Here is a 22,815-nt window from a genome sequence, read left to right as displayed (position 1 = left end):
TGTGCCATCCGCAACAATTACCACCCCGCTGTGCTGACTGTAGCCCATGCCCACACCACCGCCGTGATGCAATGAAACCCAGGTCGCGCCACCTGCGGTATTAAGCAGGGCATTTAATAATGGCCAGTCTGACACGGCATCAGAGCCATCAAGCATAGCTTCAGTTTCCCGGTTCGGACTGGCCACTGAGCCCGAGTCCAGATGGTCGCGGCCAATAACAACCGGAGCCTTAAGCTCACCGGTTTTCACCATCTCATTAAAGGCCAGCGCAATGCGAGCGCGATCTTTTAAACCGATCCAGCAAATACGTGCGGGTAATCCCTGAAACTGAATACGCTGACGCGCCATATCCAACCAGTGATGCAGATGGGGATCATCAGGGATCAGCTCTTTTACTTTGGCATCGGTTTTGTAGATATCTTCTGCATCGCCTGATAGTGCTACCCAGCGAAATGGTCCTATCCCCTGACAAAACAGTGGCCGGATATAAGCTGGCACGAATCCCGGGTAATCAAAGGCATTATCTACGCCTTCATCTTTGGCCATCTGCCTGATGTTATTTCCATAATCGGTTGCTACCGCGCCGCGTTGCTGTAACGTAAGAATGGCGCTGACCTGAACCGCCATCGATTTTTTTGCTGCTTTAACCACGCCGGCCTCGTCAACACGGCGTTGTTCTGCGGCTTGCTGCATGCTCCAGCCCTGCGGCAGGTAACCGTTTAACGGGTCATGTGCTGATGTTTGATCAGTTACCACGTCAGGTGTTATGCCCCGTTTAACCAAGTCGCTAAATACATCTGCGGCGTTAGCCAGCAAGCCAACAGAGATTGGTTTGCCGTCCACTTTGGCCTGTTCCAGCATGGCTAAAGCTTCATCCAGCGAGTAAGCTTTTTTATCCAGATAGCGGGTTTTTAACCGGAAATCAATCCGGCTTTCATCTACTTCGCAGGCAATCATATGAAAGCCGGCCATAGTGGCAGCCAGTGGCTGGGCACCGCCCATACCGCCTAAACCGCCGGTAAGAATCCATTTGCCACTGGCATCACCGGCAAAATGTTGTTTCGCTATCGCGACAAAGGTTTCATAGGTACCCTGCACAATGCCCTGGGTCCCAATGTAAATCCAGGAGCCTGCGGTCATCTGACCGTACATCATCAGTCCTTTGCGGTCTAACTCATTAAAGTGTTGCCAGTTGGCCCATGCCGGCACCAGATTCGAGTTAGCAATTAATACCCGCGGTGCATCAGGATGAGTCGGGAAAACCCCGACCGGCTTGCCACTTTGTACCAGTAAGGTCTGGTTGTCTTCCAGGCGGTTTAATACTTCGACAATTTTATCAAAGCATGGCCAGTTACGGGCGGCCCGGCCAATGCCACCATAAACCACTAAAGCTTGCGGGTGCTCAGCGACTTCGGGATCGAGGTTATTCATCAACATCCGCTTGGCTGCTTCGGTTTGCCAGCTTTTGGCACTGAGGGTAGTGCCGCGGTCGGCACGCACTATCCGGTTATTATCAATACGTGAGTCTGTCATCAGATACTCTCTATGCTGTCGGTAATGAAAAATTCAGATGGCCGCCCAAACGGTAACGGCTACCCGGTGATGTCAAATAAGCCAGGCTGACGGCACCGTCACGGCTGAATGTACGGCGGGTCAGCCGCAGGCAGGGTTCGGCTTTTTTCAGCATTAAATGTTTGCAGGTGAAATCATCCGGCCAGATGGCCTCAACGGTGTGCTCTGCCTCGGTCAATGGCGCAATCAGGCTCAGATACTGATGAGGGGTCTGGTAACTGAAATCCTGTGCGGTATAGTCAGGTACTTGCAACGGACTGACATAACGTGCTTCCAGCTGCAACGGCAAGTTATTTTCCAGATGGACTATTAATGAAAAGAAAACCGGATCGTTGCGTCGCAGGCCCAGCGCACTGGCAATAATAGTCGGGCAGGGCAGCTCGGTCAGCTGCAGCAGGCGGGCACTGTAAGCATGGCCGCGAGCCTGCACCTCATCGGCAATATTACGAATCTCCAGCAGTGAAGATTGTGATTTCAACGCAGCAACAAAGCTACCGACACCCTGAGTCCGATATAAAATACCTTGTTCGGTCAGTTCCTGTAGTGCTCTGCGGGCAGTCATCCGGCTGACACTGAATTGTTCGGCCAGCTCATTTTCTGACGGCACCCGGCTATGTTCAGGCCAGGCACCAATTTCAATCTGGCTTAACATAAACTCTTTTATTTCAGCAAATTTAGCAACCGCCATTATGACTCCGGTGTTCACTGCCACGGATTAGAAAATACTGCAATTTGGTTGTATATACAAGTTGTTGGTGTAAAATTACTTAGCCATTGCCAACAGGAGAACTTTATGCAGCAGTTTGATGCTATCTGGATTAACGCTAATATCGCCACCATGACAGACAATGGCGAGCCTTATGGTGCCATTGAAAATGGTGTGCTGGCAGTAAAAGATGGCGTTATTGCTTTTGTCGGCAGGCGCGGGCAATTACCGGATTTTGATCCGACAGTCACCCCGCTGCATGATGTGCAGGGCCAGTGGCTGCTGCCAGGTTTTATCGATTGCCATACTCATCTTATTTATGGGGGAAACCGGGCTAACGAGTTTGAAATGCGGCTAAACGGCGCCAGCTATCAGCAGATAGCAGCCGCTGGTGGCGGCATCAAAGCAACAGTAGCCGCTACCCGCGTGGCCAGTCATCAGCAGCTGTTTGAACTGGCAAAAGAGCGGCTGAATACCCTGCTGGCCCAGGGGGTAAGCACGGTGGAAATTAAATCAGGTTATGGTCTGGATTTGGCTACAGAGCAAAAAATACTTGAAGTGGCGGCAGAGCTTGACGAGCATCAGCCGGCAGCCGTGATTAAGACGTTTCTGGGCGCCCATGCGCTGCCTGTTGAGTATGCTGATAATGCTGATGATTATATTGATGCTGTTTGTCAGATGTTACCTAAATTGCACGCCGGCAAACTGGTTGATGCGGTAGACGTGTTCTGTGAAGGCCTGGGTTTCAGCGTCAGCCAGTGTCGTAAAGTATTTGCTACTGCCAGGGCGCTGGGATTACCTGTAAAGGCTCACGCCGAGCAACTGTCCAATCTGGGCGGCAGTTCCCTGGTTGCTGAATTTAATGGTTTATCGGCTGATCATATTGAATTTCTTGATGAAGCTGGTGTTGCTGCTATGGCTAAAGCCGGCACGGTTGCGGTATTGCTACCCGGTGCATATTACTTTTTGCGGGAAACCCGGCTGCCACCGGTTGACCTGTTGCGCCAGTATGGGGTGCCGATGGCAGTCGCAACCGATCTGAATCCCGGTACCTCGCCGTTGTGTTCATTACCGTTAATGTTAAATATGGCCTGTACTTTTTTTCGTTTAACCCCGGAAGAAGCATTGCTGGGGGTTACCCGCAACGCCGCTGCAGCCCTCGGTTTAACTGATCGCGGCATACTGACTGCCGGGATGCGGGCAGATTTTGCCCGTTACGCTATCTGCCAACCGGCCGAGCTTTGTTATCAGTTTGGTGTTAATCAGCTTAAGCAGCTGATAATTAAAGGTAAAACGGTAATCGGTTAAATTGCATCGCTTTACAATACCAAAATTTGGGGTAAGCTGTTTGCAGAACACAAACAGCAGTAACAAGGTGTGGTAGCGGCATGATATCAGGATTTGATCGTTTGCTGGTGTTGGGGCTGTTCACAGCCAGCGCGCCAGCCATGGCTGAACAAACCGGTCCGGCATTGCCGGTTACTTTGCTGTTACTGTTGCTGTTATTGCTGGCCGTTATTTATATCGTTGCCCTGAAGTTCCGGTTGTGGCGGGCATTGCAACCCAAACCGGATATGCAGGGTTTTTATTCTCTGCATGATGATGTCAGTGGCTTTCCGAACAAGTTTGCTTTACAACGCAAACTTGATGAACTGCTAAAAAGCGCACCTGAGCAGAATTATGCGCTTATTTTACTGAAAGTAGAGCAGTTTGATCAAATCAATCAGTTGCTGGGCCACAGTAACAGCAACCTTATTCTGGCACAGATAGCCCAGCGGATTAACGATAAACTTGCTGATGAGAATAAAATACTCACTTATGAATACCGTCAGCAACAACCGGTCAGGCTGTGCCACCTTGGCAGTGTTGACTTTGCGATCTGGCTTGATGTCGGCAGCCAGCCGGCCCGGGCAGAGTTTTTAGCCCGCCAGCTGCAGCAATCGGTGCCGCAACCAATGCTGGTGCATGGCTGCGCTATTGATTATCACCTGGCTGCGGGCATTTCACTTTACCCTGAACATGGCACGCAATTCAGTGAATTACTGGAGCGTGCCTATCTGGCACTGCAGCATTTTCAGTGGCGACGCGGGGAGGGTTTACTGTTTAACCCTCAGATGATTCACTACACCACGGAGAAACTGGCGTTGATGGCAGAATTACGCCAGGCGATTGATGAAAATCAACTGGTGTTGTTTGTTCAGCCGCAAATGGCGATGCGAAACCGCCAGGTGCTGGCCGGCGAAGTGCTGATCCGTTGGCGGCATCCGAAGAAGGGCTTACTGGCGCCGGAAGCCTTTCTGGCACTGGCTGAGGAAATGGGTGTCATTTATCCGCTTACACTGTGGGTATTAGAACAGGCCATTAAAAGTATCGCCAGTTTAACTGAGCAACAGTTAGTCAGCCGGATTGCTGTCAATATTTCCAGCAAGGATTTACTGCAGGAAGAGCTGGTAGAGGCTCTGGAGCAGCTCTTTGCAAAGTACCAGGTCAAACCGCAGCTACTTATGCTGGAAGTCAGTGAAAATGCATTATTAGCAGAGCCACTGCGAGCGATGGCGATGATGCAACGGCTACACCGGCTCGGTGTTGAGCTGGTGCTGGATGACTTCGGTACTGGTTTTTCTTCGCTGGCTTATTTGCGTCAGCTGCCAATAAAGTATGTCAAAGTAGACTGCAGCTTTATCAGCGAATTACACAAAACTGAAGCGCATGTCGCCATTACTGGCGCTATTATTGATATGGCTCGCAATCTGGGTTTGGGCGTGATTGCCGAAGGTGTGGAAGGGGCCGAGGTGGAGGATAAGCTGTTGCGAATGGGATGCTCCCGCGGCCAGGGTTTCTGGTATTCTCAACCGTTTGAACTGACAGGCTTCCCGGCCTGGCTGCGCCAGTGGCAACAGCGCCATCCAGGCTAAATTTCAGGCGGCTGTTGGGCTTTCCCTTCGATAAAGGCCAGCACAAGCACTGCCAGCACCTGACCACATTGCGTCAGCCCGGCAGCCAGACCTGCCGGATGACACGCCGGTGCGGCTTCAGCCAGATGTAAGTATCGGGCCCGGGGCAGCCTGGCCAGCTGAAAAACAAACTGGCCTGCCTGTTCAACACTGAGACCGCTGTAATTGATGGCACTGGCCGGCATTGCCTGGATGCTATCGGTATCCAGCTCTATCGCAATATCAGCCAACCCCTGACAACATTGTTCGATTACCTGATCTAAAGCTTGCTGGTAGGAGAGTTGCTGTTTGATTGCAATTTGCTGGTAGCTGATATAATCCGCTTGCGCCTGATGCAACATGGCCAGGCTGGTGGCGGAATTTTTATGCTGATCAAGCCCGAGCACAGTGTAATGGCCAAGGTAACCGGCTTTGCTGGCATAACTGAAGCCATTACCGCTATGTCGGCCTTCCAGTGGCCGAAAGTCAGCATGCGGGTCGAGATTAGCACAATTGACCGGCTGGCCACTGACTTCGGCCAACGCGTGCAATAGAGGAAAAGCATTATTGTGGCCGCCACCAATGATCACAGGATATAAGCCTGCTGCTAAAACAGGTGCAACTTGGGTTTTGACCCGTGAATCCAGTTCGGTACACAGTTGGCGTAATTGTGCCAGCTGCTGTGGGTTCTGATTATCAAGCGTCGCTGCCTTTTGCTGCAGATCGTCGCAGTCAATCTGGCCAAGCAGCAAAATACGCTGAGTTAACAGACTATCGTTATGTTGCAGATTTAAAAAACGTTGTAAAAACGCCTGCCATCCCAGCTCAGCTCCGCTTTGGCCCATATTTGCCCTTGGGCCAATACTTTCAGCTATCCCCATCAGCACAATCTGGCCTCCGGCAGCTTTATGGGCTGCCAGCAGATCGGCATATGGCATATCGGGATCCGGTAACTGCAGTTGCTGACCTAACCGGGTCTCATTACTGCGCAGGATGCAGTATTCAGCGAGCTCGTTTCGGGTAAACCGTTTTAACATAACACAGGCTTATTATTGCTATTCAATATCAAGCGGATCAGGTGACAGAATGATACCGGTGCTGTCGGCATATAAGTGATCGCCCGGTAAAAATGTCACACCACCAAAATTAACCGGCACCTCGGTTTCGCCAAAGCCATTGTCATCTGCACCGATAGGAATGGCATTGACGGCCTGAATACCAATGTCAAAATCTTCCAGCGCATCCAGATCGCGGACGCTACCATAACAAACAATGCCTTCCCAGCCGTTACCGGCTGCCAGGCTAGCCAGCTCAGCATCAATCAACGCCCGGCGGGCAGAGCCACCACCATCAACCAGCAACACTTTACCGACGCCGCTGTCAGCCAGAATTTGCCGCAACAGGCCGTTGTCCTCAAAACATTTAACGGTATGAATTTGACCGCCAAATGAACGTCTGCCTCCGTAATTTGCGAAGATGGGTTCGACCACGTCAACCTGATCCGCATAAAGATCGCACAGCTCTGAAGTATTGTATTCCATGTAAAGCTCCGTAGGCAGCAACAACTTTTGCACAGTATAGCGCTATGCCTTGCAAGCTCAAGGGAATAATCAATGCATTGACATTTTTGCACTTAACAAAGTATTGCTGCCAAAGCATTTTGTTTGCTAAGGTGTAGCTGACACGCAATAAGAGAATGCAATGCCTGCAGAATTATTCGCACGAACTGCCATTTATGTAACCCAAACCGGGTTAGCCCTGCTTATGGCACTGTTATTGTGGTATTACCTGCGGGTATACCGGCAAACTTATCTGAAAGTCTGGTTGCTGGCTTTTGTGACGTTTGCTGGTTATCAATTTGCTATTTTACTGCTTTATACCACTGATATTGGCCGCAGTTGGGTGCAGGTGCCGCTTGCGGTGCTTATCCATTTTGGCTGTTACAGCTTTGCGCTACTGATGTTGCTGGGTAACCGCTTGCAGTTCCCGCATAGCACCAATCAGGTATTACGCTGGCCGGCGGTGCGTTTCTTTATTGTTATCTTTATCATCTCCTGTGCCGGGGTGCTATTACCGTTAGCGTTTCCGGTATTGCAATACTGGCAGCCACTGCTGGAGTCTCAAATTCGGTTTACGTTAACCGGTATCCTGTTATTTATGGCCGGTATTGGTTTATGGCAAAGTAATGGCCGTGGTGTCGGGCCGAAACTGGCGTCTGTGGTCCTGATGCTGTGGGGCCTGCTTTATCTGGTCAATACCCTTAGCGACATGCTGATGATAAGCACTGTTGCCAGCTTTACTCATATGTACCTGTATAAGAGTATTGAGCTGACAATGCTGGTGACGCTGGGTTTTTCCCTGATCATCTGGCTGCAGGAAAATGAGCGCAGCACTAACCTGAAACTGACCGAAAAAACCCGCTATCTGGATCAACACGATCAGCTTACCGGTGCGCTTAATCGTGATGCATTGTTAATCAAGCTGGATCAGTTAATTGCAACGGCAGCTGTCGGTAATTTACATCTGGTGATGCTGGGGCTGGATAAATTTAAAAACGTCAATGAATCAGTCGGGTTGAAGCAGGGCGATCGGATCTTACGCGAAGTTATCCGGCGTTTGGAACAGAGCATTGTTAAGCCGGTATTGATTGCCCGCACCGGCGGCGACATTTTTGCACTGGTGCTGGCAGACGTTGTTAACGACAAGCAATTGCAGTATAGCCTGCAGCATATACAACAGCTGATTGAAAAGCCTTTTTTGCTCGACAGCGGGCCGGTAAAACTGACTACCAGTATTGGTTTGGCTCATTACCCGACCCATGCTGATAGTGCAGAGCGATTGCTGCAACAGGCTAATATTGCCTTTCATCAGGCGAAGCGTCTGCAAGCCAGCTGGATAAGCTATCAGGCTGGTATGGAAGAGGAAACCGCCCGCTTACTTGCCTGGGAAAGCGAATTATTACAGGCAATCAATGAAGATCAGTTTGTATTGTATTACCAGCCCCAGCTTAGTTTGCGGAGTAATCAACTGGAAGGATTTGAAGTGCTGGTGCGCTGGCAGCACCCGGAGCGCGGTTTGTTAATGCCTGGCGAGTTTTTACCGTTGTGCGAGCAGCTTGGCCTTAATCAGGTGTTAGATTTAGTGATTTTACGTAATGCCATTGCCAGCATTCAGCGCTGGCAAAAGCAAGGAGTGCATATTCCGCTGGCAGTAAATATGTCACCGGTCCATTTTCAGCAGGAAGGGTTAAAACAGGAAGTTAAAGGGCTACTGCAGCAATATTCTGTTTCACCTGAGATGGTCGAATTGGAGGTAACGGAAAATACAGCAATGCAGGATATGGAGAAAGGTTCAAATTTTGCACTGGAATTACAGCAAATGGGTATTAAAGTCTCTATCGACGACTTTGGTACCGGTTACTCGTCACTGGCGTATTTGCGCAAAATGCCGATTGAGAAAATTAAAATAGACCGCAGTTTTGTAATGGATATGACATCAAATGACTCTGATATGATGATCGTGAAAACCATGATTAAACTGGCACATGGTCTGGGTAAGCGCATCTTGGCTGAAGGGGTGGAAACCATTGAACAGCTTGACTTGCTTCGTAGCTTATCCTGCGATGCGGTGCAGGGTTATTATATCGCCAGACCCTTGCCTGAAACAGAAGCGTTGGCTTTTATTAAAAATTATCCGTGCTAATTGATCCGTTATTTCTGTTTACCTTTACTAAAGTAAACTAATCTTAAATTTAGTTCTGAATAACAGGTATTACCTATGAAGTCATTACGGCGGTTAACCATCAAACAACGGCTGTTCGCCAATGCTTTAGCGTTACTGATTGCCATGCTGCTGATGCTGGCAATTTTATTTTACCAGAGTAATCAGCTGACCAGTCTTGCCACCACCCAGCAGTTAATCGAACAACTGAATACCGATGTGCTGATGTTAAGACGCCATGAAAAAGACTTTATGATGCGCAGCGAACTGAAATATCAGCAACGCTTAAATGACCGTATCGAACTGTTAACAGACAAGGTTGCTGTATTGCGTCAATCGCTGCAAAGTCACGATATTGCCGTGGCACCCCTTGACCGCTTCAGCCAGCTGACCAGTGAATATCAGCAGGTATTTAATCAACTGGTGGCGCAGCAGCAACAGCTTGGCTTAACGCCGGCAGAGGGCTTACAGGGCCGCCTGCGTGAAAGTGCGCAGGGGTTGGAGCAGCAACTTAGCGCAACCAATAATACCGACTGGCAACTGTTGTTATTGCAATTACGTCGTCAGGAAAAAGATTTTCTGCTAAGACGCGATATGGCCTATGTTGAGCGTTTTAATCAGGATTTTGACCGCCTGTCGGCGATTTTGCAATTGAACTACCCTGCCGCTGTGGCGTCTGCAACCGCTTATGGTGACGGTTTTAATGCACTGGTTGAGGGGATGCGTCAACTGGGCTTAGATGAGACAGAAGGCCTGACCGGACAAATGCGCTCTGCTATTCAGCAAACAGAGACCAGCCTGGCAACGCTGTCGGCAGACACCAGCGCGGTGTTAACCGCGGCCGTTGCCAGCACCAAACAACTGGCCGTACTGATTTTTGTCGTGGTATTGGTACTGATGCTGGCGCTGGTGGGCCTGACCAGCCGCAGTATCATCGGGCCGGTGCTGGCAGTATGCAATACCATAGGTCTTATTCGCAACGAACATGATTTCCGGCAACGGGTAGATGAGAGCGGTCAGGACGAAATGAGCCAGTTAGCCCTGGATTTTAATGCCATGCTGGCCGATATTCAGCACCTGATCCGCACCGTCAATGAGGCCCTGACCATGCTGGACCAGGCAACCGCGGAGCTGGCACAGTCAACCTCTGATACCAGTCAGGGGATGCAAAGGCAGCAATCAGAAACAGATATGGTCGCCACGGCGGTAACCGAAATGGGGGCCACTATCAATGAAATTGCCAGCAATACTGAGATGACTGCGGCCAAAGCTGACAGTACCAACCAGAATGCGGTCAGTGGCCGGCGTGAAGTCGAACAAACGGTATCCCAGATCCAGCAACTTTCAGACCGGTTGCAACAGGCCACGCGAATTGTCAGTGAGCTGGAGCAGGACAGTCAGACAATAGGTTCAGTTTTAGATGTGATTCGGGGAATTGCTGAGCAAACGAATTTACTAGCGCTTAATGCCGCAATTGAAGCGGCCAGAGCGGGCGATCAGGGCCGAGGTTTTGCTGTGGTTGCCGATGAAGTGCGGCATCTGGCGCAGCGGACCGCTCAGTCAACCGGCCAGATTGAGGAAATTATTGCCGCATTACAGGGCCGTACCCGCCATATTGTTGAGTCGATGCAGCAATGCCGGCAGCAAGGCACCGACAGTGCCGAGCAGGCCGGTATTGCAATGAAACTGCTGACTGAGATCACTGACGATGTCACCAACATTATGGATATGACGACTCAGATAGCAGCTGCCATTGAGCAGCAAAGCCACGTTGCGGCAGAAGTGAATAAAAATGTAGTTAAAATCCGTGACTTATCGGACGATACGTTCGGATATGCCCGGCAAAATGCCGCCATCAGTGAAGAGGTGGCACAACAGGCTGCCCATTTGCGGCAGAGCGTCGAGATGTTCAAAGCCTGAGCCGGCAGTTAATTAATGGCTAAGCTGACGGGTATCAATCAGGCTATCGCGACTAGCATTAGCCGCCTTAAGCTTTGCCAGATATTGCTGCCACAGACTATGCTGATCCTCTGCCAGCTGACATAAATAGCGAAAGGAGTACAAGCCAGTGTCATGGCCATCATCAAAAGTTAATTTAACCCCGTAATGACCTACGGGGTGAATTGTCCTGATGCCGACATCGCGTTTATTCGCTATCAGCCTGGGCTTGCCATGGCCCCGCACTTCTGCTGATGGCGAATGGACCCGCAAAAACTCTGCAGACAGTACCTGAACGGCGCCATCGGTAAAAACCAGATCCAGCAAGCGCCGTTGCCGGTGATAATGCAGGGTTCGTAATGCCATAAGTCTACCTGTCCTTGTTACAGAATAAACCGGCTTAAATCTTCATCCTGCACTAAAGCGCCCAGATGCTGTTCGACATAATCGGCAGTAATCTCAATATGTTCTCCGGCGTGGTCGGCGGCATCATAAGATATTTCTTCCAGCAAGCGCTCTATCACGGTATACAAGCGGCGGGCACCAATATTTTCGGTTGTTTCATTTACCTTAAATGCTGCCGCGGCAATCCGCTTAATGCCTTCGGCACTAAAGCTGATTTTTACTCCCTCGGTGGCCAGCATCGCAATCGCCTGTTCGGTTAATGACGCTTTGGGCTCAGTTAAGATCCGTTCAAAATCAGCTGCAGTCAGTGCCTCGAGTTCTACCCGGATTGGCAGACGGCCCTGCAACTCAGGTACCAGGTCAGATGGCTTACTCATCTGAAAGGCGCCAGACGCGATAAACAGAATATGATCTGTTTTTACCATGCCATGCTTAGTATTAACGGTACAACCTTCAATCAGTGGCAATAAGTCACGCTGCACACCCTCGCGGGAAACATCAGGACCACTGGTCTCGCCACGCTTACAAATTTTGTCAATTTCATCCAGAAATACGATGCCATTTTGTTCAACCGCTTCCAGTGCTTCTGCTTTTAATTCTTCCGGATTAACCAGCCGTGCGGCCTCTTCTTCGATCAGCTGCTTAAACGCATCTTTAATTTTCAGTTTACGCTTTTTCTTTTTGTCACTGCCCAGACTCTGAAACATGCTTTGTAACTGCGATGTCATTTCTTCCATACCGGGTGGCGCCATGATCTCGACGCCTACCGGGGTTTGTGCCAGTTCCAGTTCAATTTCCTTGTCATCAAGCTGGCCTTCGCGTAACTTTTTGCGAAAAATCTGCCGGGTTGTGTTATCGGTGGCCGGCGGGCTATCCGAATCTGCCCAGTTATCGCGGGCTCTGGGTAACAGGGCGTCCAGCAAGCGCTCTTCTGCCGCTTCTTCGGCCCGGAAACGATTTTTGGCAATTGCCTGTTCGCGAAACATTTTCACCGCACTGTCGGTCAGATCACGGATAATGCTTTCAACCTCTTTACCAACATAGCCGACTTCAGTAAATTTAGTGGCTTCAACTTTGATAAAAGGGGCATTGGCCAGCTTTGCCAACCGGCGGGCAATTTCGGTTTTACCCACACCAGTCGGACCAATCATCAGAATGTTTTTCGGGGTGACTTCAGCCCGTAATCCTTTTTCCAGCTGCATCCGGCGCCAGCGGTTACGAAGGGCAATTGCTACCGCCCGTTTGGCTTTATTCTGGCCAATAATATGCCGGTCCAGTTCATGGACTATTTCTCTGGGTGTCATATCAGACATAATTAACCTGCTTAAAGTTGTTCAATGGTATGTTGCTGATTGGTGTAGACACAAATATCACCAGCAATCGTTAAGCTTTTTTCGACAATATCTTTGGCGCTCAGCTCAGTATTTTGTAGCAATGCGGTGGCCGCAGCCTGGGCAAAAGGACCACCACTGCCGATGGCAATTAAATCATGCTCTGGCTGGATAACATCTCCGTTACCGGTAATAATCAGTGAGCAATTTGCATCTGCGACAGCCAGCAAAGCCTCTAGTTTGCGCAACATACGATCGGTGCGCCAGTCTTTGGCAAGCTCTACTGCTGCGCGCATTAAATGTCCCTGATGCATCTCCAGTTTTGCTTCAAAACGTTCGAATAAAGTGAAGGCATCGGCGGTACCGCCGGCAAAGCCAGCCAGTACTTTGTTGTGATAAAGCCGGCGCACTTTACGGGCATTACCTTTCATTACGGTATTACCCAGCGACACCTGACCATCGCCGCCAATGGCAACGTGGCCATTACGGCGAACAGAAACGATAGTTGTCATGAATTTTTGCCCTATGGCGAATAAACCTAGGGCTTAAGTGTGGCTGGCACCACTGCTTTTCAAGTCCAGTTCCAGATCTGACAGCCATTGATGTTCTGTTGCTGCAGCCGGTTGCGATCAGCAGTCGCCTGGCGTTTTGAATCATAAGGGCCCAGGACCACCCGGTACCAGACACCGTTACTGCCTTCAGTGCGGCGGACAGCAGAAGCAAAACCGGCAAAGGCGATTTTCGCACGCATAGCTTCGGCCTGGTCGGCTTGCCGGAATGAGCCGCATTGCATCTGGAATGGGCCCTGTGATTCCCGGTTGCTGGTATCTACTTCTACCTGAACTTCTTTATTTTCCAGCTCTTTAATGTACTGATAGGGTTCAGCAACCGGCTTGGCAGGTAGCTCGTCCACCTGAGGCTTGCTGTGCTTTGCGGCCGGTGCAGGGTCAACTGCGCCGGCGGGTTGTTGTTTTAGGTACCACAGAAAAGCAGCAAACCCGCTTAGTAACACAACAGTGATGATTATCAGTAACCAGGGCCGCCCGGCTTTGCTGGCATGACGGGAGCTACCCCGCCGCGAATTGCTGGCTCTGGATTTGGCCTTAGGCTTGGGACGGGCGGTTTTTACGTAATCTTTTTGCGGCATATCGACAGCTTAACTACCTGGCTTTCACTTTGACTGGCGCTATTCTACCTGCTTAGTCTGAAAAAGAAATAAGCAGCCTGTTACTGTCAGCTCAAATCAATCGGATCAACATCAAGCTGCCACTTCACCTGGCGACTGAGCGGCCAGCTTTGCAGTGCGACAAGCAGGGTATTCAGAGCGTGATGCAGTTGAGGCCGCTGGTTGCTGTACAGCTGTAATTGCCAGCGATATTTTCCGGCCCGTTTTTCCATCGGACAGCTAAGCGGGCCTAACAGCTCTAATCCCGGCAGGGGTTTTGCGAGGGCTGCCAGGTCGGAAAGCCATTGCTGACATAGCGTACTTTGCAACGCCTCTGCCCGGAACATCGCCAGATGCTGATAGGGCGGCAGCCGGGTATGTTGCCGCTCTAGCAGAGCGCTGCGGGCAAACGAAGCGTAACCGTTGTGAATAATATCCTGCAGTAATACATGCTCAGGATAATGAGTTTGCAGTAATACTGTGCCCGGATTACTGCCACGCCCCGCCCGGCCTGCGACCTGAGTCAGTAACTGACCGAGTTGTTCCGGTGCCCTGAAATCACTGCTGTACAGAGCGCCGTCGACATCGACGATAACCACCAGCGTAACAAAAGGAAAATGATGTCCTTTTGCCAGCATCTGGGTGCCGAGGATCAGCCTTGGTCCGCTCTGATTGATGCTGTCAAGGGCACTGGCAAGTGTGCCCTTACGACGGGTCGTATCGCGATCGAGGCGGGTGACCGGAATATCTGGAAACAGTTGCTGCAAATTTTCTTCCAGTTGTTCAGTACCTTGTCCAACGGGGGCTAATCTTGCACTGCCACAGCCGCCGCATTGGCGAGGTACGGCTTTAATCGCCCCACAGTGATGGCACACCAGTTGTCTGCTTTGTTTATGATAAGTGGTAAATGCACTGCATCGATGACACTCAGTCAGCCAGCCACATTCCTGGCAACTGAGCGCGGGTGCAAAGCCACGCCGGTTTAAAAACAGCATAACTTGCAGGCCCTGTTGCAGCTGCTGGCGCATATACTGCAAAGTCTGACTTGCCAGACCAAATTGCAGTACTTGTTGTTTTAAGTCTACCAGCTGGTACCGCGGCATGGCCTGGCCCGCTGCTCGGTTATGCAAACTAAGATGGATAAACCGCTGTTGCTGGCAGTTATACAGACTTTCCAGAGACGGCGTCGCCGAGCCAAGCAAAATAGGGCACTGCTCCAGAGCTGCCCGTTTAATGGCGAGATCGCGGGCATGATAACGAAAACCATCCTGCTGTTTAAGCGACGAGTCATGTTCTTCATCAATAATAATTAAACCAAGCCTGGCAAAAGGCAAAAACAGCGCTGAGCGGGTGCCGATCACGATAGCGGCACTGCCTGCCCGTGTTTGCTGCCAGCAGTTGAGGCGCTCTGTATCAGTAAGATTCGAATGCCAGCAGAGCACCGGTGCCTGAAAGCGACTTTGAAAGCGGGACAGGGTCTGCGGCGTCAGGCCTATTTCCGGTATGATAACTAATATCTGCAAGCCGGCATCGAGCAAAGGCGCAATAGCCTGCAGATAGACTTCAGTTTTACCGGAGCCGGTCACCCCCTCCAACAGCAGTGCCTGAAACCTGCCGGCAGCCTGATTGATAGCCGTAACAGCCAGGGCCTGATCAGCGGTCAGTTGCAAAGCCGGCTGTTTCAGGCCCCGCTGACTGAATGGCAGTAATGGCAAAATATTTCTCTCTATCAGCCCTTTATCAGTGAGTTGTTTTATCGCGTTGCGGGAATGGCTGGTAAGCAGTTCTGAGGCGGGAACCGGGCCATGCTCTAATGCCTGCCACAGTGCCAGCTGTTTGGCCGAGCGTTTGAAGTTGGCAGCGCTGGCCGCAGCCCCGGCGGTAGTTCTTTGCCACGCGTACTGTTGATAGTCGGCCAGATCTTTTCCTTCCCGCAGTAAAGCAGGCAGCGCTGCGCTTAGTACTTCGCCAAGCGGATGATGATAATATTCGGCAGCAAAAGTCAGCAACTGGCGCAGGGTATCACTTAACACCGGCTGGTCATCGATTATGCTAATCACTGGTTTCAACTGGGCTAACGGATAATGATCTGAGGGTTCAAGCTGCCAGGCAACACCAATTAATTCGCGTTTTCCGAAGGGCACCCGCAGCCGGCAGCCAATTTGCACTTGTTGATTACGACTAAGTAAATAATCAAAGTGTTGGCGTAACGGCAGCGGCAAAGCAACGCGGATAACTGACAAAGTAAAGATCCTTCAGGTTAGATAACCCCTAGTGTAAGGTGCCCTCCTGCCGCTGCCAAGTAAAACAAAATGGCAAATATAGCAGCAGGGCAGTTGCATCTTTGCCGGCTATCTATTAAGCTACGCGCCCTTAATTAACTGTAATTACGTATGGTGTCTGGCACACGGTGACCAGATAGCGATACGGCCTAACGAGGTAACCCATGAAACCAGGTATCCATCCAGAATACAAAGAAATTACTGCAACCTGTACTTGCGGTAACAGCTTTAAAACCCGCTCTGCGCTGTGTAAAGATATTCACTTGGACGTTTGTTCAAGCTGCCATCCTTTCTACACCGGTAAGCAGAAAGTATTAGACGTTGGTGGACGGGTTGACCGCTTCAAAAAACGTTTCTCGGTGCTGGGCAGTCGTTAATTTGCCAAAGTATTCCAGAGACAAAAAAAGCACCTTACGGTGCTTTTTTTGTCTCTGGCGTGAGCTGGTTTCAGGCAGCCAGCTACTTTCCGCCGCTTAATACTTCACCCACAGAACTGGCTCCTTTTCCCGGTTTAACTGAAGCACAGGCCGAGCCGGAATTCTCGCAGGTCACGCCGCTGATCCGACTGCCGACTGAGCGACGGTCATATTTACCACTGGCATTAAGCCGTCTTACTAATCCGTCGAGCATCATATTGGCTTCTATTTTCTGACCACGCACTTCAATCACTTCAATATCGTCGACACTGCGAAAGTCGGCTATCAGCTCAGTTTGTTGCTCGTCTGCGGCCAGTTCGTCAATGACCTGCTGCAGGTAAGCCCGGGCTTGAGGATGACGGGCCAGGGTCAACGCTTTGAATAAGGCGCCTGCCCCGGCTAAATCCTGTTCTGTAGCCGTGCCCGTTTGCTTTAGTCTTGCCAGCAGAAACATCGCATTCATCAGCTTCTCCTCGGCTGCTTTTTCGAGCAAGCTGACAGCCTCGGTGGCTTTGCTTTCATCGTCGCTTTGTAAATATAAAAAGGCTTGTTGATACATTGCCGGTGGATATTCGCTTTTCACCGACTGGGCAAGCAGTTTATCAGCCTGCTCGATATTCTGCTCCAGCACAAAACCATTGCGGTACCAGTCAGACATCAGATAGGTTGCCATTGGGTTGCGATGTCTTACACCAAGTCTGATAAAGCGCTCTGCTTCTTTGAAGTCTTGTTCCAGCCCATCACCCGACGCATAGGCCATAGCAACAAATGCTGCCGCATCGCCGCTGCCACTGCGGGCCAGCTTAATCAGCCGGCGCATCTCATTTTCACACTGGTCACCTGCACATACCTTGGTTTCGGTCGACGCCATAACAGGGAGGGAAGTGGCTCCAATCCATGCCAATGTTAAACTTAGTGCCAAAGCACTGACTATCCGTGTGGTCTGCATGATGTCTCTCCAGATTGTTTACAAAAAATTTATATTGCAATGATCGGTCACGCAGTTGGCAGGGTCAAGACAACAGGTACAGCAAACTGTAAACAAATGTAATGAAACTATGAATGAGTTGGCTGGGCGACGCAGTTCTGATTGTTGGTATTTTAAGCAAATAGTCAGTATTAATAAAAAAAATAGTTTAAATTCCAATATTTAGAAAATTATGCAGTGTAGCCATTGTTATTTAGATGGCTATACGCCTGAAATGCCAGTGTTTTGGCTGGAAATACCTGGCAACATTTCCTGATAGTTAGTCAGAATAAGCGCAATATTACGCAGCTGCTTTCCTGTTATTTTATGTAACCGGTATCGGTTTTACCTTTTTAAGGGAAATCTGCTTTGGTCAGGCCCTTGGCGATTGTGGCTTAAGTTGCTATAACACACTGTAATAAGACTAAAGTGGTATGGTCAGTAAGGCGCTGTTGCGCTGTTAAAATCGCGCCACCATGTCACAGACACAACAATAATCAGAAGTTACCCTCACTCATTTAATGCAGGAAAACAAGATGTCAGATTTCAGAGAGCGGGCGCTGCGCTACCATGCAGAGCCAACACCAGGCAAAATTAGTATTGAAATCAGTAAGCCGGCAGAAACCGTTAAAGACTTGGCTCTGGCCTACAGTCCCGGTGTGGCTGAGCCGGTGCGGGAAATTGCCGCCGACATCGACAATGTTTACAAATATACTGCAAAAGGTAATCTGGTGGCGGTTATTACCAATGGCACAGCAATTTTGGGCTTAGGCAATTTAGGTCCAATGGCATCAAAACCGGTAATGGAAGGCAAGGCGCTGTTATTTAAACGCTTTGCGAATCTCGACTCGATTGATATTGAAGTGAATCATCGTACAACTGAAGAGTTTATTAATACGGTGGCTAATATCGCCGATACTTTTGGTGGTATTAACCTTGAAGATATCAAAGCGCCCGAGTGCTTCGAAATAGAAAAGGAACTGATTAAACGCTGCAAAATACCGGTATTTCATGATGATCAGCATGGGACTGCTATTGTGACTGCTGCCGGTATGTTAAATGCACTGGAAATCCAGGGTAAAGACATCAGCAAAGCGCGGATTGTCTGCATGGGAGCCGGTGCTGCAGCTATAGCCTGTATGGAGCTACTCATTAAATGCGGGGCGCAACGTGAGCATATTTATATGCTGGATACCAAAGGGGTGATACATACCAGGCGTGATGACTTAAACCAGTATAAATTACTATTTGCCAACAATACCGATAAGCGTACGCTGGAAGACGCATTAAACGGCGCTGATGTTTTCGTGGGGGTCTCAGGTCCGGATGTACTGCCACCTGAAGCATTGCAATTAATGGCGTCCAATCCGGTTATTTTTGCCTGTTCTAATCCTGATCCGGAAATTAAACCGGAACTGGCGCATGCCGCCCGCGAAGATCTGATTATGGCTACCGGCCGCTCTGATTATCCGAACCAGGTTAATAATGTGCTGTGTTTCCCGTTTATTTTCAGGGGCGCACTGGATGTCAGGGCCAGTGTTATTAATGATGAGATGAAAATTGCGGCAGTAAATGCTATTCGTGAGATTGCCAAAGAACCGGTTCCTGCTGCAGTGTTGCAGGCGGCGCATATTGATAAGCTGGAGTTTGGTAAAGCTTATATTATTCCTAAACCAATGGACCCAAGGCTGCTGCCACGGGTTGCGCGTGCTGTAGCAGAGGCTGCCGTAGCCTCTGGTGTCGCCCGGATTGAGCTGCCAGATAATTACTATCAGTAAAAAACATCAGTACAACCTGCCAGGCGGCGGGTACAGTCTGTTAATGCAATTGCTGCCGCGGTTCGGACAGGCCGCCTGCATAACAAGGCCAGCAGCCGGACATGGGTTGTACCTTGCGCAACTGATGGTAAACGCTGTTGATGTTGTTAGCTGTGCCGCTGAGGATGGGCCATTGCTGTCCGCGGCTTTGCAGCCAGTCGGGATGGTTTAATACATCCTGCTGCGCGGCATAATAGGCGTTTAGCGTGCCGACATCACGCCAGTAGCCAGGGAGAGATTGGGTGCCTGGCAAAATATTATCAGCAAAGTCATACACATATACAGGGTGTTGCCGGATAAGATCCGGCAGCAGATGCTGGCCAAAATCAAGTTGTTGACCCGGTTGCCACGGTGTCAGTGCCTGATATAAGGTGGTGGCATTAAACATATAATTGCCCATTGATGCCAGTACATAGCCGGGTTTTCCCGGCATACAGGGTGGGGGTGATTGCGGTTTTTCCACAAAGTCCGTTATCCTGCCATTGGCATCAGTTTGAATAATACCAAAATGCCGGGCATAGGTTTTTGGGATTGCTATCCCAGCAACGGTTACCGCTGCCTGGCGATTTAAATGATATTGCAGCAGTTGCCGGTAATCCATTTTATAAATATGGTCAGCACTTAACAGGGAAATACAGCGCGGCTGCAAGTCGCGGATTTGGCTTAACTGCAACGCAACAGCGCCGGCGGTGCCTGTGATCATGGCCGCTGGTGCTCTGTAGCATTGCAAATAGCCCTGATGATCAAAACGGCTGGCCCAGTGTTGGTACAGGTAGTACTCCAGACTGGCCGCCTGATATTGAGTCAATACTAATAACTCAGTAAAGCCGGAATGCAATAAATTGCTTAACACAAAATCGATGATTCTGAAGTGACCGGCGAAAGGCACTGCCGGTTTGGCCTGATGTAATGTCAAAGGTCGCAAGCGGCTGCCGCAGCCACCGGCCAGTACCACATTTAACAAGGCTGACATTAGAAACTCATTTTGCGGGCTTAACGTGTCATTAAGCCTAGTCTACTGCTGGCCGCATGGATTGATCCTGATCAAAGGATGACTGGTTTATCTGTAAAGTAAGGTTTGCGACTATTTTGCTGATGTTCAGCGCACTTTACTGTTTCGGATTATTTTGTAAAGCAATTCGGGTGATAAGCGCGATATCCAGGCTCCCAGGCGCTCTTTTAACCCTCCGATAACGATGTAACTTTTGTCTTTAAGCAGCGCCTTAATCGCTTTTTCAGCGAACTGCTCTGCCGTCATGGCACTGGCCTGAGCGTCATCCATTTCTCCCAACGCTCTACCGTCGCCCGTTAAGGCATTGCGTGACACCTCTGTTTTAACAAAACCCGGAAAAATAGTCGCAACAGCGAGCCCCTGATCAGATAACTCCGCCCGCAAACTGTTGGCCCATAAGTGCAGTGCGGCTTTAGCGGCAGAATAGCTGCCGCGATACTGAGTGCCGACTAAACCGGCGACAGACGAGACAAACACCACTTTGCCGCCGCCATCAGCCAGCAGCAATGGCAGAGCCTGACGTGTTAGATTAATCTGGGCAAAATAATCCACTTCAAACAATTTGCGTTCAGTACTCATTGTCGTATCGATGATCAAAGCACGCTGGCTGATACCCGCATTGTTAATCAGCCAGTCAAGGCCACCCACCTTTTCTGAGATAGTCGCGACTGCTGTGCTAATCGCCTGACTATCAGTAATATCCAGCGGTAATATCAGATGTAAGGCAGGGTTGGACAGACTGGCGCGCACCCGCTCGAGCTCGTGTTCACGGCGGGCTGTTAATATCAGCCGGGCACCATCTGCCGCCAGTTCCTGGGCCAGGGCTTCACCAATACCGCCCGAGGCGCCGGTAATCCAGATAACTTTATTTTGAAGAGAATTATGAACTATCGCCATTGATGATGATGCCCTGTGCTATTACTGCACAGGACATTAAGCTAAGGGCCAGGCTATTGTAAAGCGCTGTCAGGCTTTACTTTGTATTTCCGTTTGTAGTAACCGGTCAGTGTGGCAAGGATTATTATGCCAATTACCGGTGCGGCCAGCCAGCTGACCATCTGCCATTCTCCCGGCAGCCACTGCGATAACACCCGTCTGCCGCCGGCAGCAAAGAAGGCCGTGTAAACGGCAATGCCGGCACCGACCATGGAGCTGAAATGTTCGATGATCCAGGCACGGGGTGCCACTGAGGACCGGTAGACATACAGGGTAATGGTTATTGCCGACATTAAGCTGACGACAGCAAAAATTATCAGTAATGGCATACCTATTCTGATGCCCTGCCAGCCAACAAATATCGCAGAGGGAACCATCAGCAATACCGGGCCCTGATAGTGCCAGCGGCGCAACAAATGCCGGTTTGCTTTAGCGCGCAGGACACCGATGGCGTGGCGAACCGTTACCCAGGTCAGCAGACTAAGCAGTAACAGAAAATAGCTAAAAGGAATACGCCAGTACATCAGTCTGGCAATTTGCTCGCCGGTTAGTTGTTGGTTGTTGATATAAATACCAACCGGATCGGATAAGCCAATCAGACTCATAATAATGCCTGAAGCCGAGACAAGCAGCATAAGGGTATAAAATATTTTACCTGCATTAATATGCAGTTTACTGCCTTTGCGGGCGATGATCGGTAACCAGAAAAGCAGCAGCGCAATGGCACCAAGTGCTATATGCAGATACATCAATGTGGTATGAATAACTAACATGGTCAGCCTCCTCAATTAATGTTGCCAGTCTACGCGCAGATTAATGTCGGAACAGGTGCCAGAAGTCAGGACTTTATACTATGACTTCCGGCCTATTGCAGTTAGATTGACCTCAAGCATAATAGCAATATGAAAATAAAAATTGATTTTGCCGCGCTGGCAGGCTTATTAACCTGGCTGCTGGTCTATGGCATCAGTATGTATATTTTGCAGCAAACAGCACCGGCACATCCTACGCTGGCGTTGCATTTATTGTTTATTGCATACGGCGTATTGTTCTGGCTTCTGACAGGCAAACAGGGGCGCTGGACACTGCGAGGCCAATTTGGTCCCTTGCTGTTGCTGCTGCAGTTGCTGGTTGCTTTTAGTCTGTTGTGGCTGACACCAACACGTAATTTCGAGTTTCTGACAATTCTGACTATTATCTGGGCTGCTATGCTGCCTTTTGTCATGCGAACGGGCCAGGCTTTGCTGCTGACAACCGGTGTGGTCGCCACCTGGTTTGCTGTGAAGTCCTGGCAAAGCGGAACGGAATTCTGGATAACTGCATTGCTGTATGGCTGTTTTCATTTATTTGCGGTACTGGTGCAAAGTGCCAGCCGCAATGCTGAAGCGGCAAAAGAAGAATTAGAGCAAAAGCATCAGCAACTGTTGGCAACTCAGCAATTATTGCAGGCCGCATCGCGGCAGAGCGAGCGCACCCGGATTGCCCGTAATCTGCATGATCTGGTCGGCCACCATTTAACGGCACTGACTATTCAGTTACAGGTAGCCAGTCATCTAACTGCTGGTGAGGCCAAAAAACAGGTTGATAATTGCCATCAGCTTGCCAAATTGCTGCT

The 22,815-nt window shown here is 50.0% G+C and carries 20 protein-coding genes; 7 read left to right on the top strand and 13 right to left on the bottom strand.

The genetic code is table 11. The features are described from left to right. Positions 1-1,533 (bottom strand): urocanate hydratase (gene hutU, locus R3177_RS04960; protein WP_318969931.1); only part of this gene is annotated, 1,533 nt, incomplete at its 3' end. A 10-nt stretch (positions 1,534-1,543) separates the two neighbouring features. Continuing rightward, the gene (hutC, locus tag R3177_RS04955; RefSeq protein ID WP_318969930.1) at positions 1,544-2,260 is read right to left on the bottom strand and encodes a histidine utilization repressor; all 717 of its coding nucleotides are present in this window, start codon (positions 2,258-2,260) and stop codon (positions 1,544-1,546) included. 105 nt (positions 2,261-2,365) lie between these two features. Between hutC and hutI the strand changes: the two genes are divergently transcribed. Next, positions 2,366-3,586, top strand: a complete 1,221-nt coding sequence (hutI, locus tag R3177_RS04950; RefSeq protein WP_318969929.1) for an imidazolonepropionase — start codon at positions 2,366-2,368, stop codon at positions 3,584-3,586. 80 nt (positions 3,587-3,666) lie between these two features. After that, entirely contained in the window at positions 3,667-5,193 is a 1,527-nt protein-coding gene (locus tag R3177_RS04945; protein WP_318969928.1) for a bifunctional diguanylate cyclase/phosphodiesterase, read from the top strand. Here R3177_RS04945 and R3177_RS04940 read toward each other — a convergent pair. Continuing rightward, entirely contained in the window at positions 5,190-6,248 is a 1,059-nt protein-coding gene (locus tag R3177_RS04940) for a formimidoylglutamase (protein ID WP_318969927.1), read from the bottom strand. The two genes, R3177_RS04945 and R3177_RS04940, sit on opposite strands and share 4 nt — an antisense overlap. 18 nt (positions 6,249-6,266) lie before the next feature. After that, a complete protein-coding gene (gene rraA / locus R3177_RS04935; RefSeq protein ID WP_318969926.1) occupies positions 6,267-6,752 on the bottom strand; it encodes a ribonuclease E activity regulator RraA in 486 nt (161 codons plus the stop codon). Positions 6,753-6,912: 160 nt separating this feature from the next. On the opposite strand from rraA, the gene R3177_RS04930 reads away from it, so the two are divergent. Together R3177_RS04930 and R3177_RS04925 are read left to right on the top strand one after the other, a co-directional pair. Next, positions 6,913-8,913 carry a bifunctional diguanylate cyclase/phosphodiesterase gene (locus R3177_RS04930; RefSeq protein ID WP_318969925.1) on the top strand — a complete coding sequence of 667 codons (2,001 nt, stop codon included), beginning with the start codon at positions 6,913-6,915 and terminating at the stop codon, positions 8,911-8,913. Positions 8,914-8,988: 75 nt separating this feature from the next. After that, positions 8,989-10,851 (top strand): methyl-accepting chemotaxis protein, encoded by a 1,863-nt coding sequence (locus R3177_RS04925; protein ID WP_318969924.1) that lies wholly within the window; start codon positions 8,989-8,991, stop codon positions 10,849-10,851. Between the two features lie 12 nt (positions 10,852-10,863). On the opposite strand, the gene R3177_RS04920 is transcribed toward R3177_RS04925, so the two are convergent. The 5 genes from R3177_RS04920 to priA form a co-directional block, all read right to left on the bottom strand. Next, entirely contained in the window at positions 10,864-11,235 is a 372-nt protein-coding gene (locus R3177_RS04920) for a DUF971 domain-containing protein (RefSeq protein ID WP_318969923.1), read from the bottom strand. A gap of 17 nt (positions 11,236-11,252) precedes the next feature. After that, positions 11,253-12,587 (bottom strand): HslU--HslV peptidase ATPase subunit, encoded by a 1,335-nt coding sequence (gene hslU / locus R3177_RS04915; protein WP_318969921.1) that lies wholly within the window; start codon positions 12,585-12,587, stop codon positions 11,253-11,255. 11 nt (positions 12,588-12,598) lie between these two features. Beyond that, positions 12,599-13,117 carry an ATP-dependent protease subunit HslV gene (hslV, locus tag R3177_RS04910; protein ID WP_318969920.1) on the bottom strand — a complete coding sequence of 173 codons (519 nt, stop codon included), beginning with the start codon at positions 13,115-13,117 and terminating at the stop codon, positions 12,599-12,601. A gap of 59 nt (positions 13,118-13,176) precedes the next feature. Continuing rightward, positions 13,177-13,752, bottom strand: coding sequence for an SPOR domain-containing protein (locus R3177_RS04905; protein WP_318969919.1), 576 nt, complete (start codon positions 13,750-13,752; stop codon positions 13,177-13,179). A gap of 86 nt (positions 13,753-13,838) precedes the next feature. After that, complete coding sequence (gene priA, locus R3177_RS04900; RefSeq protein ID WP_318969918.1) at positions 13,839-16,013, bottom strand: primosomal protein N'; 2,175 nt, start codon at positions 16,011-16,013, stop codon at positions 13,839-13,841. Positions 16,014-16,216: 203 nt separating this feature from the next. Between priA and rpmE the strand changes: the two genes are divergently transcribed. Next, the gene (gene rpmE / locus R3177_RS04895; RefSeq protein ID WP_318969917.1) at positions 16,217-16,429 is read left to right on the top strand and encodes a 50S ribosomal protein L31; all 213 of its coding nucleotides are present in this window, start codon (positions 16,217-16,219) and stop codon (positions 16,427-16,429) included. An 82-nt stretch (positions 16,430-16,511) separates the two neighbouring features. On the opposite strand, the gene R3177_RS04890 is transcribed toward rpmE, so the two are convergent. After that, a complete protein-coding gene (locus R3177_RS04890) occupies positions 16,512-17,417 on the bottom strand; it encodes a sel1 repeat family protein (RefSeq protein ID WP_318969916.1) in 906 nt (301 codons plus the stop codon). A gap of 554 nt (positions 17,418-17,971) precedes the next feature. Here R3177_RS04890 and R3177_RS04885 point away from each other — a divergent pair. After that, entirely contained in the window at positions 17,972-19,213 is a 1,242-nt protein-coding gene (locus R3177_RS04885) for a malic enzyme-like NAD(P)-binding protein (RefSeq protein WP_318969915.1), read from the top strand. Positions 19,214-19,253: 40 nt separating this feature from the next. Here R3177_RS04885 and R3177_RS04880 read toward each other — a convergent pair whose 3' ends face one another. From R3177_RS04880 to R3177_RS04870, 3 genes are all read right to left on the bottom strand, one after another. Then, a complete protein-coding gene (locus tag R3177_RS04880; protein ID WP_318969914.1) occupies positions 19,254-20,225 on the bottom strand; it encodes a sugar phosphate nucleotidyltransferase in 972 nt (323 codons plus the stop codon). Between the two features lie 126 nt (positions 20,226-20,351). Further along, positions 20,352-21,161, bottom strand: coding sequence for an SDR family oxidoreductase (locus R3177_RS04875; RefSeq protein WP_318969913.1), 810 nt, complete (start codon positions 21,159-21,161; stop codon positions 20,352-20,354). A 53-nt stretch (positions 21,162-21,214) separates the two neighbouring features. Further along, positions 21,215-21,973 carry a hypothetical protein gene (locus R3177_RS04870; protein WP_318969912.1) on the bottom strand — a complete coding sequence of 253 codons (759 nt, stop codon included), beginning with the start codon at positions 21,971-21,973 and terminating at the stop codon, positions 21,215-21,217. A gap of 129 nt (positions 21,974-22,102) precedes the next feature. Here R3177_RS04870 and R3177_RS04865 point away from each other — a divergent pair. Beyond that, the coding region (locus tag R3177_RS04865) for a histidine kinase dimerization/phosphoacceptor domain-containing protein (RefSeq protein ID WP_318969911.1) at positions 22,103-22,815 on the top strand (713 nt) is incomplete at its 3' end.

Origin of the sequence: Arsukibacterium sp. (genome assembly GCF_033722355.1) — a bacterium.
Lineage (GTDB): Bacteria > Pseudomonadota > Gammaproteobacteria > Enterobacterales > Alteromonadaceae > Alishewanella.
The sequence above is the reverse complement of the archived record's forward strand: the minus strand, read 5'-3'. Positions and strand labels throughout refer to the sequence as shown.

What these genes read in the sequence shown, in the direction of transcription:
- hutC (WP_318969930.1), bottom strand. Translation starts at nt 2,260, where the DNA reads ATGGCGGTTGCTAAATTTGCTGAAATAAAAGAGTTTATGTTAAGCCAG.
- hutI (WP_318969929.1), top strand. Translation starts at nt 2,366, where the DNA reads ATGCAGCAGTTTGATGCTATCTGGATTAACGCTAATATCGCCACCATG.
- R3177_RS04945 (WP_318969928.1), top strand. Translation starts at nt 3,667, where the DNA reads ATGATATCAGGATTTGATCGTTTGCTGGTGTTGGGGCTGTTCACAGCC.
- R3177_RS04940 (WP_318969927.1), bottom strand. Translation starts at nt 6,248, where the DNA reads ATGTTAAAACGGTTTACCCGAAACGAGCTCGCTGAATACTGCATCCTG.
- rraA (WP_318969926.1), bottom strand. Translation starts at nt 6,752, where the DNA reads ATGGAATACAATACTTCAGAGCTGTGCGATCTTTATGCGGATCAGGTT.
- R3177_RS04930 (WP_318969925.1), top strand. Translation starts at nt 6,913, where the DNA reads ATGCCTGCAGAATTATTCGCACGAACTGCCATTTATGTAACCCAAACC.
- R3177_RS04925 (WP_318969924.1), top strand. Translation starts at nt 8,989, where the DNA reads ATGAAGTCATTACGGCGGTTAACCATCAAACAACGGCTGTTCGCCAAT.
- R3177_RS04920 (WP_318969923.1), bottom strand. Translation starts at nt 11,235, where the DNA reads ATGGCATTACGAACCCTGCATTATCACCGGCAACGGCGCTTGCTGGAT.
- hslU (WP_318969921.1), bottom strand. Translation starts at nt 12,587, where the DNA reads ATGTCTGATATGACACCCAGAGAAATAGTCCATGAACTGGACCGGCAT.
- hslV (WP_318969920.1), bottom strand. Translation starts at nt 13,117, where the DNA reads ATGACAACTATCGTTTCTGTTCGCCGTAATGGCCACGTTGCCATTGGC.
- R3177_RS04905 (WP_318969919.1), bottom strand. Translation starts at nt 13,752, where the DNA reads ATGCCGCAAAAAGATTACGTAAAAACCGCCCGTCCCAAGCCTAAGGCC.
- rpmE (WP_318969917.1), top strand. Translation starts at nt 16,217, where the DNA reads ATGAAACCAGGTATCCATCCAGAATACAAAGAAATTACTGCAACCTGT.
- R3177_RS04890 (WP_318969916.1), bottom strand. Translation starts at nt 17,417, where the DNA reads ATGCAGACCACACGGATAGTCAGTGCTTTGGCACTAAGTTTAACATTG.
- R3177_RS04885 (WP_318969915.1), top strand. Translation starts at nt 17,972, where the DNA reads ATGTCAGATTTCAGAGAGCGGGCGCTGCGCTACCATGCAGAGCCAACA.
- R3177_RS04880 (WP_318969914.1), bottom strand. Translation starts at nt 20,225, where the DNA reads ATGTCAGCCTTGTTAAATGTGGTACTGGCCGGTGGCTGCGGCAGCCGC.
- R3177_RS04875 (WP_318969913.1), bottom strand. Translation starts at nt 21,161, where the DNA reads ATGGCGATAGTTCATAATTCTCTTCAAAATAAAGTTATCTGGATTACC.
- R3177_RS04870 (WP_318969912.1), bottom strand. Translation starts at nt 21,973, where the DNA reads ATGTTAGTTATTCATACCACATTGATGTATCTGCATATAGCACTTGGT.